General features: G+C 44.4%; 13 protein-coding genes. 3 read left to right on the forward strand and 10 right to left on the reverse strand.

Translation table 11 applies throughout. The annotated features are described in order from the left end of the window. Nucleotides 1–45 precede the first annotated feature (45 nt). Nucleotides 46–2,715, forward strand: coding sequence for a sensor histidine kinase KdpD (locus NTX44_12445; GenBank protein ID MCX6122410.1), 2,670 nt, complete (start codon nt 46–48; stop codon nt 2,713–2,715). Then, nucleotides 2,712–3,401 (forward strand): response regulator, encoded by a 690-nt coding sequence (locus NTX44_12450; protein ID MCX6122411.1) that lies wholly within the window; start codon nt 2,712–2,714, stop codon nt 3,399–3,401. Before NTX44_12445 ends, NTX44_12450 begins: the two co-directional genes overlap by 4 nt. A 74-nt stretch (nt 3,402–3,475) precedes the next feature. Here NTX44_12450 and cydB read toward each other — a convergent pair whose 3' ends face one another. From cydB to NTX44_12490, 8 genes are all read right to left on the reverse strand, one after another. Next, nucleotides 3,476–4,492 (reverse strand): cytochrome d ubiquinol oxidase subunit II, encoded by a 1,017-nt coding sequence (gene cydB / locus NTX44_12455; protein MCX6122412.1) that lies wholly within the window; start codon nt 4,490–4,492, stop codon nt 3,476–3,478. Nucleotides 4,493–4,504: 12 nt separating this feature from the next. Further along, nucleotides 4,505–5,824, reverse strand: a complete 1,320-nt coding sequence (locus NTX44_12460; protein ID MCX6122413.1) for a cytochrome ubiquinol oxidase subunit I — start codon at nt 5,822–5,824, stop codon at nt 4,505–4,507. Between the two features lie 118 nt (nt 5,825–5,942). Next, nucleotides 5,943–6,314 (reverse strand): cupin, encoded by a 372-nt coding sequence (locus NTX44_12465; protein ID MCX6122414.1) that lies wholly within the window; start codon nt 6,312–6,314, stop codon nt 5,943–5,945. Nucleotides 6,315–6,375: 61 nt separating this feature from the next. Continuing rightward, on the reverse strand, nt 6,376–7,377 hold the full coding sequence (locus NTX44_12470; protein ID MCX6122415.1) for a potassium channel protein: 1,002 nt from the start codon (nt 7,375–7,377) through the stop codon (nt 6,376–6,378). A gap of 38 nt (nt 7,378–7,415) precedes the next feature. Continuing rightward, on the reverse strand, nt 7,416–9,896 hold the full coding sequence (locus tag NTX44_12475) for an AAA family ATPase (protein MCX6122416.1): 2,481 nt from the start codon (nt 9,894–9,896) through the stop codon (nt 7,416–7,418). Between the two features lie 122 nt (nt 9,897–10,018). Beyond that, nucleotides 10,019–10,645, reverse strand: a complete 627-nt coding sequence (locus NTX44_12480; GenBank protein ID MCX6122417.1) for an endonuclease III — start codon at nt 10,643–10,645, stop codon at nt 10,019–10,021. 266 nt (nt 10,646–10,911) lie between these two features. Next, nucleotides 10,912–12,234 (reverse strand): hemolysin family protein, encoded by a 1,323-nt coding sequence (locus NTX44_12485; protein MCX6122418.1) that lies wholly within the window; start codon nt 12,232–12,234, stop codon nt 10,912–10,914. Between the two features lie 118 nt (nt 12,235–12,352). After that, complete coding sequence (locus tag NTX44_12490; GenBank protein MCX6122419.1) at nt 12,353–15,217, reverse strand: AAA domain-containing protein; 2,865 nt, start codon at nt 15,215–15,217, stop codon at nt 12,353–12,355. A 167-nt stretch (nt 15,218–15,384) separates the two neighbouring features. Between NTX44_12490 and hpnE the strand changes: the two genes are divergently transcribed. Beyond that, entirely contained in the window at nt 15,385–16,761 is a 1,377-nt protein-coding gene (gene hpnE / locus NTX44_12495; protein MCX6122420.1) for a hydroxysqualene dehydroxylase HpnE, read from the forward strand. 143 nt (nt 16,762–16,904) lie between these two features. Here the strand turns inward: hpnE and NTX44_12500 are convergent, their stop codons facing one another. Both NTX44_12500 and NTX44_12505 read right to left on the reverse strand, forming a co-directional pair. Then, a complete protein-coding gene (locus NTX44_12500) occupies nt 16,905–18,428 on the reverse strand; it encodes a hypothetical protein (GenBank protein MCX6122421.1) in 1,524 nt (507 codons plus the stop codon). An 88-nt stretch (nt 18,429–18,516) separates the two neighbouring features. Further along, nucleotides 18,517–19,428 (reverse strand): phosphatase PAP2 family protein, encoded by a 912-nt coding sequence (locus NTX44_12505; protein ID MCX6122422.1) that lies wholly within the window; start codon nt 19,426–19,428, stop codon nt 18,517–18,519. Nucleotides 19,429–19,431 lie beyond the last annotated feature (3 nt).

The raw sequence follows: 19,431 nt of genomic DNA on the forward strand, positions 1-19,431 counted from the left end.
AAGTTATGGTGATGTATCTTGTTTTGAATGTAATTATATTTCCCTATGCCAGCAACTAACGATATGCGTCCCGATCCCGATACGCTTCTTCACCTTATAAAAAAGGAAGAAGAAAAGGAAAAAAGGGGAAAGCTGAAAATATTCTTCGGCATGTGCGCAGGTGTGGGGAAGACGTACGATATGCTGAAGGATGCGCAGGTTGCCCTTTCAAAAGGCCTTGATATTGCGATAGGATATGTAGAAACACATAAACGTCCTGAAACTGAAGCTCTTCTTTCTGGCCTGCCGATTATTCCAAGAAAGACGTTCGAGTACCGTGGGACCACACTCGAGGAGATGGATTTAGATGCTGTCCTTTCCAGAAAACCGCAGCTAGTGCTTGTGGATGAACTCGCGCATACAAACGTTCCCGGAAGCCGGCACACAAAACGGTATCAAGATGTGCTTGAGCTGCTCGATAATGACATCGATGTTTTCACGACACTAAATGTTCAGCATCTCGAAAGCCGCGCTGAAACAGTTGCACAGATCACCGGCAGTCTTGTCCATGAAACGGTTCCTGATTCGATATTTGAAGCCGCAGATGAAGTTGAAGTGATAGATATTTCACCGGATGAGCTCCTGAAACGGCTTGCTGAAGGGAAAGTCTACACTCCCGAACGTTCAAAACGAGCGGGTGAGAATTTTTTCCGGAAAGGAAATCTCACCGCTCTGAGAGAAATGTCTCTCCGTTTGACGGCTGAACGCGTCGATCAACAGTTACGGGAATATAAACAAACGAAGCGGATTTCAGAAACATGGAAATCCGGAACACGATTGATCGTCGGTATTGGTGTCGATCCGCAGTCGCTTTCCGTCATCCGCTGGGCGCGTAGGATTTCCTACACGATGGATGCATCGTGGGTGGTCGTCCACGTTGAAACTTCGGCAAGGATAACGGAACAAGAAACAGAACAACTTGCAAAGAACTTCAAACTTGCAAAGGAACTTGACGCAGAAATTATCACAACATCCGATGAAGATATTGCCGGTGCGCTGTTGCGTGTAGCGCGCGAGCAAAATGCGACACAAATACTGATCGGAAAACCAAAACGGCAAACACTTTTTCGCACATCACGGCTTGTGGACGACCTTCTGAAGAAAAGTCAGGATATCGATATTTATATTGTTGGACATGAAGATGATGCGCAACCGCCCGCACGGCGCTTTTTTATTCCAAAGATTCAATCCGGATTTGTTCAGTACCTCGTTGCCGCACTCATTGTGTTCGGCGTGGCACTCGCTTGTTTTCCCCTTACAGCATGGATCGGTTATCGAACCGTTTCGTTTATCATTCTCTTGACAGTTTCCTTGCTGCCTCTGAGGATGGGACGCGGCCCGGTTCTTTTAGGCGCAGCGTTTGGAGCATTGTCGTGGGATTTTCTCTACATTGCTCCCTTGTTCACATTTTCCATTGGCCATGTGGAAGATGTTTTGATGCTCGCGATGTTCTTCATTGTGGCTGCAGTAACAGGAACGCTCTCCGCCCGTGTCCGTGAAAGGGAAAAAGCTGTCCGGCAGCGCGAAATCAAGTCATCGGCACTCTTTGCCCTCACGAAGGATCTCTCATCGGCACATTCGCAGAACGAAGTTATTCAAGCTGCCGTATCGAACATCAAAAAGTTTTTTAATGCAGATGTGGCAGTGTTTCTTGGCGAAGCAGATGGTGATATGAACCCGACGCCGCACACTGCAAGTTCATGGAAGCCTGATGAAAAAGACCGTAGTGTTGCTGCGTGGACATACTGGAATGAAAAAAAAGCCGGTAAATATACCGATACACTTCCGTTTGCACAGGCGACGTATTATTCCATGTCGGGGCCGCGTTATCCATTGGGTGTTCTCGGCGTGAGGTTTCAGAGCGATGAAAAACTATCGCTTGATTATGAAACCTTGCTCGAAAATTTCATTGCACAGATTGCCTCGGCTGTGGAACGTGAGCTTTTAAACGATATGACAAAAAAGTCCGTTATTGTTGCAGAATCAGAACGTTTATATAAAACACTCTTTAGCTCTATTTCCCATGAGCTCAGAACTCCGATTGCTTCCATCATGGGAGCGTCCGAAAATTTACTTTCGGATTCTCAATCACAAGTGTCTGCGACAACCAAGGAACATAGCAAAGAAATTCATATTGCCGCTGAACGTCTCAACAGGCTTGTTGCGAATCTTCTGGATATGACACGAATCGAATCTGGAATGATTAAACCGAAATTGGATTGGTGCGATGTGCGTGACTTAATCCATGTGACCGTGAAAGGGCTTGAACGAGAGGTTGTCGACTACCATGTCGTTATGAGCATTCAAGAGGATATGCCATTGGTGAAATTGGATTTCGGTCTCATGGAGCAAGCTCTCACGAATCTCATCTATAACGCAGCGGTGCACACGCCAACCGGTACACAAATTGAAATAGATGCCCGGGTGGAGGAAAATCAATGCAACATTATCGTTTCCGACAGCGGACCTGGCATTCCACCGTCGGATATGAAGAAAGTATTTGATAAATTCTATCGCGCTGAAGGAACGACAACAGGCGGAACCGGATTGGGCCTTCCTATCGCAAAAGGATTTATCGAAGCCCATCGGGGAACGCTGTCTGTCCGGAACAGAACAAGCGGCGGTGCAGAATTTACGATCACCATACCAATCAAAACAGAACCGGCATCTCTATGAGCAATCTCCCAAAAATTCTTGTTATCGATGATGAGGTACAAATGCGGCGATTGCTTCAACTCACCCTCGAGCCGAATAGTTATAACCTGAAATTTGCATCGAAAGGAAACGATGGAATTGTCATGGCCGGCTCCGAGCGGCCTGAACTCATCATACTTGATCTCGGACTTCCGGATATCGACGGGCTGGCCGTTTTAAAAAAAATTCGTGAATGGGCCACGATTCCTATTATTATTCTTTCTGTCCGGAATGACGAAAGCGATATTATTTCATGCCTCGATGCAGGAGCCGATGACTACTTGATAAAACCATTTCGTACGGGAGAATTAATAGCGCGTGTACGAACAGCATTGCGCCATAGGCCTAAAATTCAGGACAAAGAACTTTTTACTTCCCACAACCTTACCGTTGATTTGACAACACGCCTTGTAAAAAAAGGAAATGACGTTGTAAAGCTGACAGCAACGGAATATTCCTTGTTAACATTGTTTGTGCGAAACGCAGGAAGAGTTCTGACACATAAATATATCCTTGAACAGGTCTGGGGACCGACCTATGCTGAAGAAGCACAATATACCCGTGTCTATGTAGGTCAGCTGCGAAAAAAAATAGAAGACGATCCATCAAATCCGAAAATTATCGTTACAGAATCTGGCATCGGCTACCGGATGAATGTTGAAGAGTAAGGCAGAGCTTTTCCAGAGGGAAAAACGAGATGAATGAACGCTCTGGTTATTCAGAAGTATTTATCCTGATTGTTTCAGTAACTCTCCTCGGTAATCTCAACCTTCCCACGAAAAACATAGTGGATGAAGATTGAATACACGATCACAATTGGAATGCCAATACCAGCAATGACCAGCATCGTCTGTAATGTCAATGGACTGGAGGAGGAGTTAGAGATCGTAAGACTATACTGAAGATCGATGGACGACGGCACGAGTCGTGGATAGAGACTAAGTGCCATTTGGCCTAACATCGTCGCGATGATCAATGACGAAATGAGAAATGCACGGTTGAATTTTCCCGACTTTAGAAGAATCGGCAGGTACACGATACTTCCTAATAATGCTATGAGAAATACATAGAACATTGGACTGCCGGGTGAATCTTTGAAGAGAAATGGAGACGCAAGCCACGTCCATATTGTTACAATGACATAGAGTATTACATAATCGATCCAAAGATGCGATGCCCATTTCTGACAACGATCGCGCAGATCACCTTCGGATTTTGTTGCGAGGTAGATTGCGCCATGCATCGTAAAAAGGATGAGACTCAACAAACCAACACCGATGGAATACGGATTAAGCAGACCAAAGAATGTGCCGAGATAATTGCCATTCGCATCAATTGGTACCCCGTGAAGAATATTTCCAATTGCAACACCAAAGAGAAGGGCTGGAAGCAGACTTCCGAGTCCGAATGCCCAATCCCATGCACGCCGCCATGTTGGCGAATCAACTTTATTGCGGAACTCGAAAGACACCGCACGGAATATAAGCGCTGCCAATAGCAGCGTGAATGCGATATAGAAGCCACTAAACACTGTTGCATAGACAGCCGGAAACGCTGCGAATAATGCACCTCCGCCAGTGATCAGCCAGACTTCGTTTCCATCCCACACAGGACCGATGGCGTTGAAATGGATACGCCGTTCTTTTTCATCACGACTGAAGAGCGACAAAATACCGACGCCAAAATCAAATCCATCCAAAATCGCGTAACCGATAATGAGCACACCGATAAGCCAAAACCAAATCGTGTTTAGATCCATAAGTATAAACTCCTATGCATGTGTATGCTGCGGTCCATGTTTTACTTCTCGTACCAGAATATAGATATACAAAATACCAAGTAATAAATAAATGAGACCGAAGAGAATGATGGAGAATCCAATTTCACCTGCAGTGACTGTAGCGGAGTGCGCGTCCGCCGTTCGTAATAGACCATAGACAATCCATGGCTGACGACCAACTTCAGTGGCAATCCACCCAAGCTGACATGCTGCGAGCGGCAGGGGAATAGAGCAGACAAAAAGTCGGAGCAGCCACTTCGTTTCAAATAATTTTTTCCTCCGAAGCTGTATGACGGCAAAGAATGTAACGGCAATGAAATACATTCCCAGCACGACCATATTGTGAAATGAAACAAATGTCAGCCAGAGCGGTGGAATGTTTTCCGGCGGAAATTCATTAATGCCCTTAATTTTTGCATTGACGTCGCCAAATGCCATCCAGCTCAGCATGCCCGAAATTTCCATTTTGGCTTTTAACTCTGGCGGTTTTGTGAATGGAATTGCAAAGAAGACAAGCGGCGCTCCCGATTGCGTTGTATAAAGTCCTTCAATGGCGGCAAACTTTTCCGGCTGTGTGCGCGCAACCTGTCTTGCGTGTTCGTGGCCTAACGGCATCAGCTCGAGCAGAGAAGTAATTAATCCGAAAATGACAGCAATCTTTAACGCACGCTGCGCAAGTTCAGTTTCTTTCCCTTTGAGAAGGAGATATGACGCAATACCTGCCACAAAAAATGCTCCGGCAATCAACGCAGCATCCATAGTATGAAGATAACGAATCATAGTTGACGGATTGAAGACGGCTTCGGAGAAGCTGGTCAGTTCTGCTCTCCCATTTCTTAGTACATATCCTGCCGGAGTTTGCTGCCATGAATTTGCTACAATAATCCAGAATGCCGAGATGGTTGCACCAACTGATACCATCAGAATTGAAAACCAGTGAACACTCTTAGCGACTTTGCTGCGACCAAAAAGATAGAGTCCGAGGAAACCAGATTCAAGGAAGAAAGCAAAAATACCTTCAGCGGCAAGCGGGGCACCGAAGATATCGCCTACAAATTTTGAATACACAGCCCAGTTAGTTCCAAATTGAAACTCCATAACAATACCCGTTGCCACGCCGACGGCAAAGGTTAATGCAAGTAGTTTCCCAAAAAACTTACCCATACGCACATATACTTCATCATTCCTTCGCCAGCCAATGCCTTCCATAATCACCAGGAGCCATGCGAGCCCGATGGAGATCGGTGGAAAGAGGAAATGAAATCCGATTGTCAACGCGAATTGCAAACGTGCAAGTAACAGTGCATCCATAAAAAGTTCTCCAATAATGTTGAGGGAACCAGGTACCGCATTCATACGTAGAAATAAAACTAATGATTCCAAATCAGAAAAATACAGCGTGGTAAGAAATCGGAAAATGAAAACTCAATTAATTCGGATCAATATCTCTGTGTACAATGTCGGGCGAGAAAGCCGGAAGACAAACGGCGATATATTCTGCGCCATTCGGTTCCGGAGAACTATATTGAACCCATTCTCCCTTTGTAACGATGATCGCTTTACCGGCTGAGACATTAATTGATCCGGTCTTTGTCACGACGCGCAATGTGCCGCGAAGGACTACTGTGTACTCATCAAATTCAGGTGTTTGACCTGGTTCTACCCATCCGCCAGGACTTCTCATCCGTGCAATGCTTACACCACTTGTGTTAGAATTAACCCTGCCTATAAATTCTTCAATAATCTTTGGTTTGTTTCCGGCAGCTTTCACGATAGATGGTGATGGAATGAGCGTTGGCATAAAAAATAAAACCTTTCTACAGAGAAGAACTCTTTTCACCAATTGAGCATTACAGGAACCGTCACTTTGATAACTTTGCCCGCAGAACTTCAAGCTGCTCTGGATTACCAATGACGATAAGCGTATCACCTGTATCAAGGATAGTGTGCGGCGGGGGATTGAAGATAAAATCCCGTTCGTCTATTCCACGCCGCATTGAAACAAGCACAATGTCAGAAGATGCAAGTACATCGCAACTCTTTATTGACTTACCACGATAATTTGTTGTTGGGCCAATCTTTACTTCATCTACTCGCAATGAAGAATTATCGCGCATCATCGAATCTAAAAATGTTGTCGTATCCGGACGTATCAATTCAGATGCCATCCGTAAGCCGCCAATATATGGAGCAGACACAGCCGAATCAGCGCCGCTGCGGAAAAATTTCTCTCGCACTTCAATATCATCTACTTTTGCCACGATGCGAAGCTTCGAATTCAATCCGCGCGCCGTGATAACTACGAATAAATTGTCCTTGTCTTCTGGTAATGTACTGACAAGACCAATAGCGCGATCTATCCCTGCCGACCGAAGAACGTCATCGTTTGAGGCATCGCCTTCAATAGTTGGAATGCCGCGGTTGATAAGAGTTTGCACCTTTTTAGGATCTTTCTCAACGGCGACGACTTTCCGCTTTGTTCTGATAAGTTCTTCCAAAACATAATGCCCGTTTTTTCCAGCGCCGCAAAGAATATAATGATATGATATTTTTTTAATGTTACGTTCCATTTTGCGTCTCCTAAGAATTCCGCTTATGCCTCCCTGCACGATGAATTGTGTTATCTCCGAAATGCCGTAGAGGATAATGCCCATACCGCCTAAAATCAAAAATATGGTAAAGACACGTCCGGCAATAGTCAGCGGATGGGTTTCTCCGTACCCAACCGTAGCAAGCGTGATCACCGACATATACAACGAATCAAAGAGCGACCAGCCCTCGATGATGTGATAGCCTAACGTACCCGCAATGAGGATAAGCACAAGTAAAAAAATTATTTGAAGAGCGTTTCGTGCAGCGTTCATATTCTTTTTCGAATTTCCTTATCGCTTCCTGTAAAAAGTTAATTCCGATTTTCAAACTTTTTCCAATCGCTGGCATACCGTTGAATTTTCTCATCGGCAAGCGCGTTGATCGTGCCGGGTTCAAAAGTGTTGTCAGATTTCTTCTTTCCTGCTTTCCGTCCGGTGAGAATTTCCATTCCCTCATCGATGGATTTTACAGCATAAATTGAAAATTTCTTTTTCTCAACTGCTGTATATACTTCTTCACGCAGCATCAGATCGTTTACATTTTGGAATGGAATAATAACACCTTGTTTACCTGTCAATCCGCGTGCTTTACAGACATCGTAGAATCCTTCAATTTTAAGATTCACTCCTCCTATCGGTTGAATTTCACCTTTCTGATTGACTGAACCAGTGACAGCAATGTCTTGACGAATGGGAATTTCTGAAAGACTGGAAAGGATGGCATAGATTTCCGTGGAGGATGCGCTGTCGCCGTCGATGCCGCCGTACGATTGCTCAAAGGTAATGCTTGCATCCATCACCAGCGGTTTGTTTTGCGCAAACATGCTTCGAAAATATCCGCTCAGGATCGCTACACCCTTGTTGTGCGTTGGGCCGCTCAACTCGGCCTCACGTTCTATATTGATGATGCCGTTGCGTCCAAGTGATGTGCGTGCCGTGATGCGGGATGGCTTACCAAACTCATGTTCGCCAATATCATACACAGAAAGACCATTCACCTGTCCTACCTGTGCACCCTCTGTGTCGATCATAATCGTACCGGTATAGATCATCTCTTGAATTTTTTCTTCTATCAAATTTACACGATAAATGCGCTCCTCCAACGCTTGTTCGACATGATGAGAGAGAACAAGCTCGGCTTTCTCTTTTCGCGCCCAGTAGCTCGCTTCACGTGCTATATCGGCAATGATGTTAAACCGGGTGGAAATTTTTTTCTGGCGTCCTGCAAGCCGCACTCCGAACTCGATGATTTGTATTAAAGCGGAAGAACTAAAAGGAAGCAGTTTCTCATCATCGCAAATCATTTTAATGAAGCGTACATATTGCGCCACAGTGCCTTTTGTCTTAGGCATTTCAAAATCAAAGTCAGCGCGAATCTTAAATATCTTCTTGAAGTCATTGTCGCGGAAATAGAGCAGATGGTAGATCTCCGTTTCACCGATCATAATCACTTTCACGTTAATCTCAATCGGCTCAGGCTTCAAGCTTGCGGCGGAGAATCCAAATAATGGCTCGTACGTTTGAATATCAATCAATCTCGTGCGCAACGTGCGTTTCAAATCTTGCCAAACACCCGGTTCGATCAACACATCGAGTGCATTAAGAACAAGGTACCCGCCGTCTGCACGTAAAAGTGAGCCGGCTTTAATTTTTGTAAAGTCAGTACGCCAGACACCGCCTTTTTCAATTTCGCGTTCCACAACACCAAAGATATTTTTATATTTTGGATTTGTTTCGATAACAATGGAAACATGCTGTGTTTCTGAATTATCTACCAGTACGTTCACCTGAAACTCTAAAAAGGTATCTTCTTCTTTTCCGCCTTCTCCGTCCTCTTCTTGTTGCACATTCTGATTTGGAAAAGCTATTTGTTGTTTGCGAAATCGTTCAAGATTATTTCGAATGTTCATTCGCACTTCTTCAAAGTACGCATGCAGTTTGGGATGTTCGTATGTCGCATGCAAAACACGCATGGCTTCATCCACCGCCGGCATGACAAGCTGTTCTTCTAATTCGCTTAACGACAATTGTACTTTATTTTCAATATTTCTCAGTTCACGGAAAACAGTCGCCATCTGCTTTTCTAAATCCGTCAATACATCGCGCATGGCATCGAATTGTTCTTTGCTGAACTCGTTTTTCTGAACCAGTGCTTCTATTTGGTCTAATCCCATAGGTGTCCCGTTGACCACCGGGACAATGTCCGGCCGCATCGAATTTCCGGTTTGCACTTGTACGAGATCAAACCCTCGATCCTTCACACGCCGCTCGAAATCTTTCAAAACACTTTTCTGCCGTTCCTGAAAATGCAATACTAATTTCTTGCGTGTTTGCTGGTAGCGTTGGCTTTCGTACACAGCGGGAATGTCCCGCAGTAATTCCTTAATAAAATTTTCCATATCCTGCTTCAGGCCTCGTCCTTGACCCGAAGGAAGAGAGATGGCAATGGGCGTATCCGGGTTTTTAAAATTGTACACATAGCAGTGGTCCTTCATCTGACCCGGTTTATTTTTAAAGTCCTGCAGAAGACGCTTGATGGTAGTTGTGCGTCCGGTGCCAGTGCCGCCTGTAACGAAAATGTTGTACCCGTCATGCTCCATCTCTAATCCGACCCGCAGTGCACGCACAGCGCGTTCCTGTCCGATAATTTCACGTGTTGGATGGATGTCGTTTGTGGATTTAATGCCGAGCGATTTTGGATCGCATTGCCAGCGCAATTTGTGAACTTGTAACGGTGCGTGTGCAGGCGCAGATTTAAGACGAGTTGCTTGAATACTGTTTTTCTTCTTCATAGCTCGCGTACGTTTGTGGTGGCAGGTATTATGTTCCTTCGATAGTACGGAAAAGAGGTATAAGTTTCAAACACATCATCCAGGTGAATTTATCAATTGATTCTCCCTGGGCACTGTGGCGGTCAGATCACTTTATTGTCTTTGCAGTACTCACACACACTATTCATAACACATTCTACACAATTTGGTTTTGTCGGCCTGCAAAGTTCCCGGCCAAGATAGGAAAACGACATACCTGCTGCATTCCAGTACTTCTCTGGAATAGTATCCATCAACGCTTTCTCCATTTTCTCAGGTGTATTTTCTGCTGTGATGCCAAGCCGCGGTACGACACGTAAAACATGCAAATCAACAATAATGCCTTGCGGCACTCCACCGGCTTCGCGAATAATCACGTTTGCCGATTTTCTGCCGATACCCGGAAGTTCCGTTAATTCTTTCATTGTAAGCTGTATTTTCTTCTCATCACCTAAGCATTGAGCAATCCGAATAAGCCAATCTGCCTTTTTCCGAAATCCCCTTACGGATTTGATGAATGGAAATAATTCTTCTGGATGCGCAGTAGCAAGCTGTTTCATCGAAGGAAAGTGATTGAATAATTCAGGCGCAAGCTTGTTCACTGCTGCATCGGTTGTTTGTGCGGAAAGTACTACCATGACCATGAGCTGGTACGTATTTGCGTACTCCAACGGATGTTTTTTCTTTCCGTACTTCTTAAAAAGTAATTGAAGCTGAGGAAGATACTTCATGACTTTTTGTGCCTCTAGTATTTGATTATGTGTTTTGGTGATGGCACTGTTTGAACGACCGAATTCTCAGCATGAAAATAGAATTCTCGCATGCGAAAAACCTTTCTCTTGTTTTGACGGATAAAATGCCCTCTTCCATGGCGGCAACTCCCAACCGTCCATGCCGATAAAGATATCGGAAACAGATTGTGTTTCTGTCTCTGGTTACGTATTCATTGGCATCAAGGAATTTGATTGATCTCTCAGAACGGAAACTCAAAAAAGTTTTACTGTCCTGGTTCTTCTTCATTCGATATTGGTGTTTTTTTTATCCGGACTGATTCGACGGCGTTATCGACAACCTTTTCTGTTGTGAACTCAAGGCCATTCAATCGCAAACATTCGCCAGCGGCGGGAATATGCCCAAGTTGTTCAATCACAAATCCCCCAATGGAACGGATGTCGAGAGGCGACAGTTCAATTGAAAAGAGTCGCTCAATATCATTTGTGGTGATATAACCAGCGACCATAAATTCATTCTCACCAATTTTTACGACGTCAGGTGTTTCTCGGTCGAACTCATCTTGAATGTTGCCAACGAGTTCTTCCAGCACATTTTCGAGCGTGATGAGACCTGCTGTGCCTCCATATTCATCTGCAAGAATGATCATGTGCGTTTTTTTCTGAAGACTTGTAGTCAACACTCTTTCGAGCGTGGCTGTTTCCGGTAAAAACGTAGCGTCCCGAAGAACAGAATTCAGCGTAAAATCTGGCTGCAGATGCTTGTCATGTTTGAATATATCTTTTGTATAAACGATGCCGATAATATTGTCAATGGTATCTTTGAAAACAGGGAAACGGGAAAACTTGTTCGCACGCATAATAGCTATGGTCTCCTTGACCGGTATCTGAACGGACAAAGCGACAATCTCTCTTCGGGGAATCATCGAATGCCGTGCTTGTTTCTGGTGAAAGTCCATGGCATTCAGTGCGATATTGCGCGTCGTGGCGGAGACGTGCTTGTCTTGGGCAAGAATCAAGCGTAGTTCCTCTTCCGTATGAGCTAATTCAGAATCTGTGGATACTTTAATTCCGACGAACCGAAGCAAGCCATTGGAGGAAGAGTTCAGTAAAGTGATAATCGGTTTGAATAAGAAGAAAAAAATACGCATTGGTGAAGAAACGAGAAGAATGGTCTCGCGGGATTTTTGAATGGCAAGTACTTTCGGTGCTTGTTCACCGACGACAATATGGACTGCTGTTATTAACGCAAATGCAACAGCGAACGAGACACCATGAACAATTTCCGATTGTGTAACTCCAATCCAGTGAAATGTTGGACGCAGCATGTTTGCGGCAAGCGGTTCGCCGATCCATCCAAGGACCAAGGACGTCATGGTAATTCCTAATTGTGTTGCTGAAAGATACGCTGTCGAGTGGAGAAGTATATCGCGGGCGATCTTGGCATGCCAGTTTCCTTTGATCGCTAACGGCTCAATTTGTGTGAGTCGCACTTTGACAATGGCAAACTCTGCAGCAACAAAAAATCCGTTAAGGAAGACAAAGAAAAGAATTATGAACACATCAATGACGTATTGCCAGAATTCCATGAATACTCTTTCAATTGTTCGCGTCAATATAACCGATTATGTCTCATGCTTCAAGGAAAGTAGTGCAAGGCGGGAAAATGATAGCGTTCCCTTGATTTTTGGCTGCATGGCCGCCGTGTTACCGGCGCACCTGTTCCGAAACCCAGCTCAGGTATGCTTCTAAGCGTGTAAGGAAGTTGAGATACGCAGTTGACCAATCGGCTGGATTGTCGGGTCTGTTTTTACCGAGCAACTCTTGAAATACGCGCGATACTTCAACGGCAATTTTCTTTTTACCCTCTTCAATGACGGCTTCGACATCGGAAGAATAATACGCGCGCAGATTTCGGATATCTTGGCGAACGCGAGCTTCTGGACCCTTGCTTGCAAAGAAGGATAAATCTGTATTCTGTCCGCCGGACATTTCGTAGATAAGCATGTTCCATTTTTCCATCACACCACGGAAATGCTTTTCATTTTCGCATAGATCCAAAGGCAGTTTACGCAATGCCTGTTCCGTTGCAAAGGAATTGCGGAAGATCAGATCGCCTCCTACGAATTGCGACACAAGATTTACATCGGTGCGCCAGCCGAGCACACGCTGTACTGCAGTGAAAACCTCTTGATCCTTGTCGTGTCCGGTGTTGGCGGCCGCTTTCGTTTCCCATTGTCTCGACATCATTTTCATGTAGATTTCGAGTTCGTGATCCACCTTCTCTTTTGGCGCGTTCATCGATTCCGCTGGAACAACTGTTTGTGGCTTATTGCGGTACAGCTTATAAAGTTCTTCGCGCTGCATTTGATTGAGATCATCGAATTTTTTTACAGCGCCACTACAGGATAATTGCTGTTCATCTGCTTGCGCCTGAAGCAGCATCAACAACCGTGTGAAGAGTCGATCATGATACAAAGATCTGAAGTGCGACATATCTGCAATGACATACAAGTCTTCGCCGACGCAGGAAAAAACCGTGTTGAAGAGACGTGCAATTTTGTGTTCACCGATCTTTTTATCATCGATGGAGCGCATGGTGTAATCCACACCTGCCATCGTTGTGTCAAAAATAACTGCGTTTTTACGCCGGTTGCAAAAACTTTGTGGCGTGCCGACTTCAACATTTTTAATCCCCTGAACCCGTAATTGCAGCTTCGTGTAAAGTGTTGGACCGGTAAACGGAAGAATGACTCCCACGTCCAATGCACCTCGATCGGATTCCATGAGCGCATGCTTCACACATTCGATAACTTGCTTTGTGTGGAGTTCATTATAGGGCAGGATTTTTTTCTTACCGGCATATTGCTTACATCGAGATCGGACCTTGCTTGTATCAATAAAATAAATTTTACCATTTGCTTTTGGCGAGGCATGGACAGTGATCTTTTCATCAAATAAAACCGACGCCATAAACAACGATAATTTTGGAGTTGTAGCATTAAGCGATTTCATGAAAATAGACCAGCTTGGATTCCGTTCGGACCAATCGAAGAGCCGATGCAGTTCAGTTGTCTTTGCTACGTACAGAAAAATATCCCTCTGAAGCCAATGTTCGTTTTGCTCATCTGAAGAAACAGATTCGGGTTCTACCTGAAACGGATCGCCTGCAATAACAAATTTATCTTTCGCCAGCGTTGATAATGCGGCAAGCGTTGGCAGGTTGACGCGTTGAGCTTCATCCACAATCACGAGATCGAACTGCTGATTCCGTATGGCAGGATCTATTAATGCTGCAGAAATACCGGTGGCAATAAAGAGCTTTGAACGAAGCAATGCTTGTTCGTCCACAGAAATAAAATCTTCCACTGCTTTTGTTACTTTTTCCAAGCCGCCTAAATCATCAATTCTCTTGCCGATTTCTCTAAATTCCATTTGCTCCCGCGGCGTGATTGGTGCATCAAGTTCAATAGTTGTGATTTCATTCGAGATCGTTTGCTGAATGGAGAGCAATCGCTTGTAGTTCTGCTGCTCGCGCGTTAGTTGTTCGTGTGCAAGCTCAACATCATTCTTGGAAAATCCCTTCTTCATACGCTCAAGGAGCGATGAGTTTTCTAATTCAACGATGACTTGATTAAGTTCAGTAATTTCATTCGATGCTTGATCGATTTGTTTGCGAAGCTCTGCCAGTCGGTCGCGTTTCTCCTGTACCCTATGATAGAAGTCTTCATGAAGAATTTGCTTAATTTTAATTTGCCAGTACGCGTTCAACAATGCAACTCGTTCTTGAAACACCTTACGCTTTTCAGCTTTTGCAGTTTCCACTTGGTGCTCAAACGAGTACGGTGCAATGGTATCGAAGACACCAGGTGACGGGAGATCGACACGCGCAGCAAATTTTGCCATCTTGATGCCAAGTTGATCACCAAAACTTACGGTTTTTAAAAGCATTGAATCGACATTATCATTCGATGGCGCAACAAACAGTACTTTTCGGCCGGCTTTTAAATAGCTGAGCGCAGTGAGCGCTAATACGTGTGTCTTGCCGGAAAGAATAGGACCCCACACCATCGTGACTCTGTTCTGTAAAATTTTTTTCACAGTCTCGAGTTGTTCATGAGATGTTGTCGCGACACCATTTGTTTCAAAACTCACGATGTGACTGTTTCTTTTATCTGTCGGTTCAAAGAGGAGATGCGGAATAAGAGATCTCACATCAAGCTTTTGGAGTAAATCAATAATTGGTTTGTGTTCGTCTTCATAATTCCAGGAACAGTTTGTTTCCGGAAGAGAAGCACCAAAATCTTGCGGCAACGCTACAATGAAAAATTGATTTTCCATGGAAATAACATTGCCGATGACGCTGATGGGTTGTTGCTGCCCAAACGTGAATGTGGCACGTTCTGTGGTGCGGAGAAGAATGTCCTCAGGAATTTCAAAACGATAGTACGTGTATCCGGCAAATGCACCGATGCGTTCGCCGCTGAACAGTCGTATCTCCCGGCGAGTAGCTTTGAGCTGCTCAAGTTCTTTCTGAAGTGCTTCGGCCAGTTGTATAAATAATTCTTTCACGTTTGCCTTGAAAGCTTCTTCGGTGGGTACACTTCACTTTCTTAAAGCACAAATTCATCTTTAAAGTATAAGTTTTGTGAACAAAGTCAAGATACGTATACGTATGCTTTCCGAAAAACTCAAGGATTTGAACTGATATTTTATTATTCTCATAATGAGAGAAGTGTATGCATACATATGATACTATAATTTTCGGCGGTGGGATAAGCGGATTAAGCGCGGCAGTGGAATTATCGGCCCTCGGCCGTAGAATCTTATTATTGGAACAACGCGGGTACTGCGGCGGACGGACGCATTCTTTTCTCGATGCCGCAACAGGCAGCTCAGTGGATAACGGTCAGCATCTGATGATGGGATGCTACCACGCAACACGCCGATTTTTGCGATTGATTGGCACTGAGCATCTTGCATTGCTCCAGCCGGCGCTTCATATTGATTTTTTGCGTCCATCTCAAAAATACAATCATCTTGATTGTCACCGGTTTCCTGCACCTTTCAACCTACTTGTTGGCTTGCTTGGATTCACCGCAATTCCATTCAAAGACCGCTTAAAAATGCTTCTGGTTGCAAAGGAATTGAAGCACACGTCGCCTGAAAAAGAGCTGGAATTGGATCATCTTACCGTAGAAGCATGGCTCACTAAGCTGAGGCAGTCTGACATCAGTAGAAAGTTTTTATGGGATGTTATTACGATTGGTTCGCTGAATAATTATCCAAAGAATGTTTCGGCGCTGATGTTGTTCCGCGTTCTGCGAGCGGCATTTCTTGGAAATACTGAAAATGCCAGTCTGTTGATTCCGCGTGTAGGTCTGAGTGAGTTATTTGTGGATCCGGCGGTGCAATTTATCAAAGCTCACGGTGGTGAAGTGCGCACCGGTATGGGTGTAGAGCGTATAATAGTGGAGGGAACACATGTTCGATCAGTACGAACCTCAGAAGGGAAGGATTTTCATGCGGAGTCATTCATCAGTGCAATTCCGTGGTATTCGTTCGAAGAAATTCTATCGGCAAGTCGTAAAGATTCGAAATTCGAAAGTGATCAAAAAGTTTTCATTGCAGACAACCGCGTAAGAGAAAACTTTAAATCTTCACCTATCATCTCCATTCATCTTTGGCTTGACCGGGAAGTTACCGACCTCGACTTCGCCTCATTACTGGAAACTCGCATCCAATGGTTCTTCAATAAGAGTACGTTGTTGAATGAAAAGAAAGAAGTATCAGCTGCCTGTCAGTATCTTTCGCTCGTTATCAGCGGTGCGGAGGAATTTGTTAAATTGAATAAAAAGCAATTAGCAGAAATTGCGATGGAAGATTTACAGCGAGTCCTACCGCACGCACAGAACGCAAAAGTAATTCACTCATTGGTGATAAAAGAGAAGCGAGCCACGTTTTTACCTTCACCAGGTCTTGAAGCGCTTCGTCCAAACGCACGAACAAAATGTGAAAATCTCTTTCTCGCCGGTGATTGGACTGCAACCGGGTATCCTGCCACGATCGAAGGAGCTGTCATGAGCGGAAGAAGAGCAGCGGAGTTGATTGGGTGATCGGGAGCTTCGCGGATATGAGTTACCAGGACTTGTCCAAGAAATCACAAATGTTAGCGTCAGGAGGTAACTCCTGACGCCACTAAAAAAGCAATCAGCGAAATCTGTAATCTGTGTAAAATCTGTTCCATCTGTGAAATCACTTACCAGTTATATCGTATCGTGTAGGTAATTACTTTTTCTTCATCCTTCTTGAGTTTCACTGGGAACTTGATTGTCGTCTGATCCACCTTCTCCCACATAGCATTGCTCTTCGTAATGTCCCATTCATTCCAGCGCCATGGATGTTCATAGACCATGACTTCCACAGGTTCGGATTTATGATTGCGTACTTTGATTTCAAACGTCTCATCAACAACGTGTCCAGGTACAATGACACGGAAATTTTGCTGAGTGCGTTCGCCAACGATGTCAAAGGCGTTACCGAGATAGAGTTTTATTTCTTCGTCCTTCGGCGTATGGTCAATTTCATCTTCGCCCACAAACTGTTCTTTGCCGTCATCATCGCGTTTATAGACGCGCACTTTACCCTTCGGTAATGCAATACCAAGTCCGTCTTTCTCCTCGTTTTTGAATGTAACAAACACACCAATCTTTTTGTTGGACTGCTGACCAAAGCTCGCCTGCTCGCGGTAGGAATAATTGTTAGACCAGTACCGCCACTGATTGGACAAACCGTCATAAATAAAAACTTTTTTAGTGAAAACATTTTTTGCCGAAGTAAGTTCGATTTGTTTTGTCTCGTTGTTGCTGATGTCTGTCTTGCGTTGCAGCGAATAAAGCTTGTATTCAAAAAGTTCCTTCTGCTGGAATTGAGGGGCTGCTGCGTCTGCTTCCATCATGCTCATAGATTTTCTCATGCCTAAACCGGCTTGTGCTTCCTTTACAAGATTCACATCGCCTGCAACTAACTTCAATCCTGCGTTTTTAAATGTTGTTCCGGAATTATTTATGATTGTCACCCAGCCGGTTAAATCCACCTGTGCATCATTTGCATCGAGTAGTGCGACATAGTTGCAACTCCACGTCAACTGTCCAGCTAAATAACTGATTTCTGTTTTATGTTCACCTTGTTTGGAATTTGTCACGAGCCATTCGAGCTGAGGCTTGAGGATCAATCCCTCCGGCAACGCCGGAAGGATGAGCCTGCCTGCGGGAGAGATTTCAATCTTTCCGTTGATCTCCGCAATCATTTGTCCTGTCATATAATACGGTGCACTGCCGCTATACGGATTATATCCCGGTTGAGGCTGCCAGCCCGTAGCAAGGAGTTTCCCTTTGACGGTATACTCTTTCTTTGATTCATTGTCTGTCCTGATAAACTCCACTTCTTTGCCGATATATTTTTCCATGAGCTTGGCTTCGTGAACAAGATCGTACTGGTAATTTTGTTCCAGCACCTTTACTGCCGACGGATCGGTAAGACTGGAAAAGTGAAGCGATGTGCCATCGAGGGTAGCTGGAATATCAGGAATGGTAATACGATTCAATCCTTTTAATAAATCAATTGTACGTTCTTCGCGCACGAGCGCAAGATTTTGGTTATAGATTGTCAGATCGACTGATATTCGTTCACTGGCAGATTGTTTTATTTGTGCTGGAGAATGAGAACCAATGACGATCAACCAGCAAAAAACGAGAAATGACAAATAGACATTCTTTTTCATAGCCGACTCCCTGTTCAATGTAGAGTGCTAAGAGTTTATGCAGATAATATATAAAATGTGAAGTAGCTCTGTTACCAAATTTATTCTATCAAGTAGACGTAACGGTTTTGCGTGTTGCCATTATATCCCACAGTTTCATCAAAGCCGGTGCGATAGCAAGTGCAAGAAATGCTACTAATACTCCAACCACAGCATCAGTCACATAATGGTAACGGCAATAAAATGTGGAAATGTAAAGTGAAAGAATAATTGGCGTCAGAACCCAGAATGATGGACGATGATACCGATAAGCCATCACCCACATAATGGTTGCGGCGGCTGTATGCGGACTGGGAATCGATCCGCCGGCAAAGTGCAGGTACTTCCGCATGCACTCACCAAGAAATGTCCACATCCAACCGTCTAACGGAACAGTGTATAACTGTTTGATATAATGCATCGGACTTGCAACAGGAAAAAGAATAAAGCCAATATCACAGAGAATGTTAGTGAATCCGAGTGTAAAGAAGTAATCCTCCATTGCCAGCTCGCCGCGTAAATAATAAATGATTCCGCATAGAACTGGATACATCGGTACATAAATGACGTAAGAAAACATCATCCATTCCGTCAGCGGCTTAGAAATAAAGTCTTCTATCCACAGCGTTGGCTGCACATTGAATACCCATTGCTCAAAATCGAGCACATAATCGTCCATCCATCTGCCGTAAATGAGTAACTGGAATTTATCGACAGCCCCGAAGAGATACGCATAGGTAAGCACAATCGGAACCATGCGGAGAAAAAACTTCCAGAATTTTTTCGTTGCGTGTTCGCTGAATTGGTTGAAGAGAATATACGCAATGGCGACGGCGATATTCTTGAGAACGAGTATCCACCAACCATCGATCCGATAAGAAAAGATGATCGCGAGTAAACTGAAAACAGCAAGCGTTGCAAGAATCAATCCATCTGTTGCACGAAGTTGGAGTTTGCCGATTGTCAATCGTTTGTTCGTCATAGT

Source organism: Ignavibacteriales bacterium (assembly GCA_026390575.1).
Classification (GTDB): Bacteria; Bacteroidota; Ignavibacteria; order UBA10030; family UBA10030; genus Fen-1298.

Coding starts and splice junctions, on each gene's coding strand:
- NTX44_12485 (MCX6122418.1), bottom strand. CDS start 12,234: ATGGAATTCTGGCAATACGTCATTGATGTGTTCATAATTCTTTTCTTT.
- NTX44_12505 (MCX6122422.1), bottom strand. CDS start 19,428: ATGACGAACAAACGATTGACAATCGGCAAACTCCAACTTCGTGCAACA.
- NTX44_12500 (MCX6122421.1), bottom strand. CDS start 18,428: ATGAAAAAGAATGTCTATTTGTCATTTCTCGTTTTTTGCTGGTTGATC.
- NTX44_12445 (MCX6122410.1), top strand. CDS start 46: ATGCCAGCAACTAACGATATGCGTCCCGATCCCGATACGCTTCTTCAC.
- NTX44_12465 (MCX6122414.1), bottom strand. CDS start 6,314: ATGCCAACGCTCATTCCATCACCATCTATCGTGAAAGCTGCCGGAAAC.
- NTX44_12480 (MCX6122417.1), bottom strand. CDS start 10,645: ATGAAGTATCTTCCTCAGCTTCAATTACTTTTTAAGAAGTACGGAAAG.
- cydB (MCX6122412.1), bottom strand. CDS start 4,492: ATGGATCTAAACACGATTTGGTTTTGGCTTATCGGTGTGCTCATTATC.
- hpnE (MCX6122420.1), top strand. CDS start 15,385: ATGCATACATATGATACTATAATTTTCGGCGGTGGGATAAGCGGATTA.
- NTX44_12460 (MCX6122413.1), bottom strand. CDS start 5,824: ATGGATGCACTGTTACTTGCACGTTTGCAATTCGCGTTGACAATCGGA.
- NTX44_12475 (MCX6122416.1), bottom strand. CDS start 9,896: ATGAAGAAGAAAAACAGTATTCAAGCAACTCGTCTTAAATCTGCGCCT.
- NTX44_12450 (MCX6122411.1), top strand. CDS start 2,712: ATGAGCAATCTCCCAAAAATTCTTGTTATCGATGATGAGGTACAAATG.
- NTX44_12470 (MCX6122415.1), bottom strand. CDS start 7,377: ATGAACGCTGCACGAAACGCTCTTCAAATAATTTTTTTACTTGTGCTT.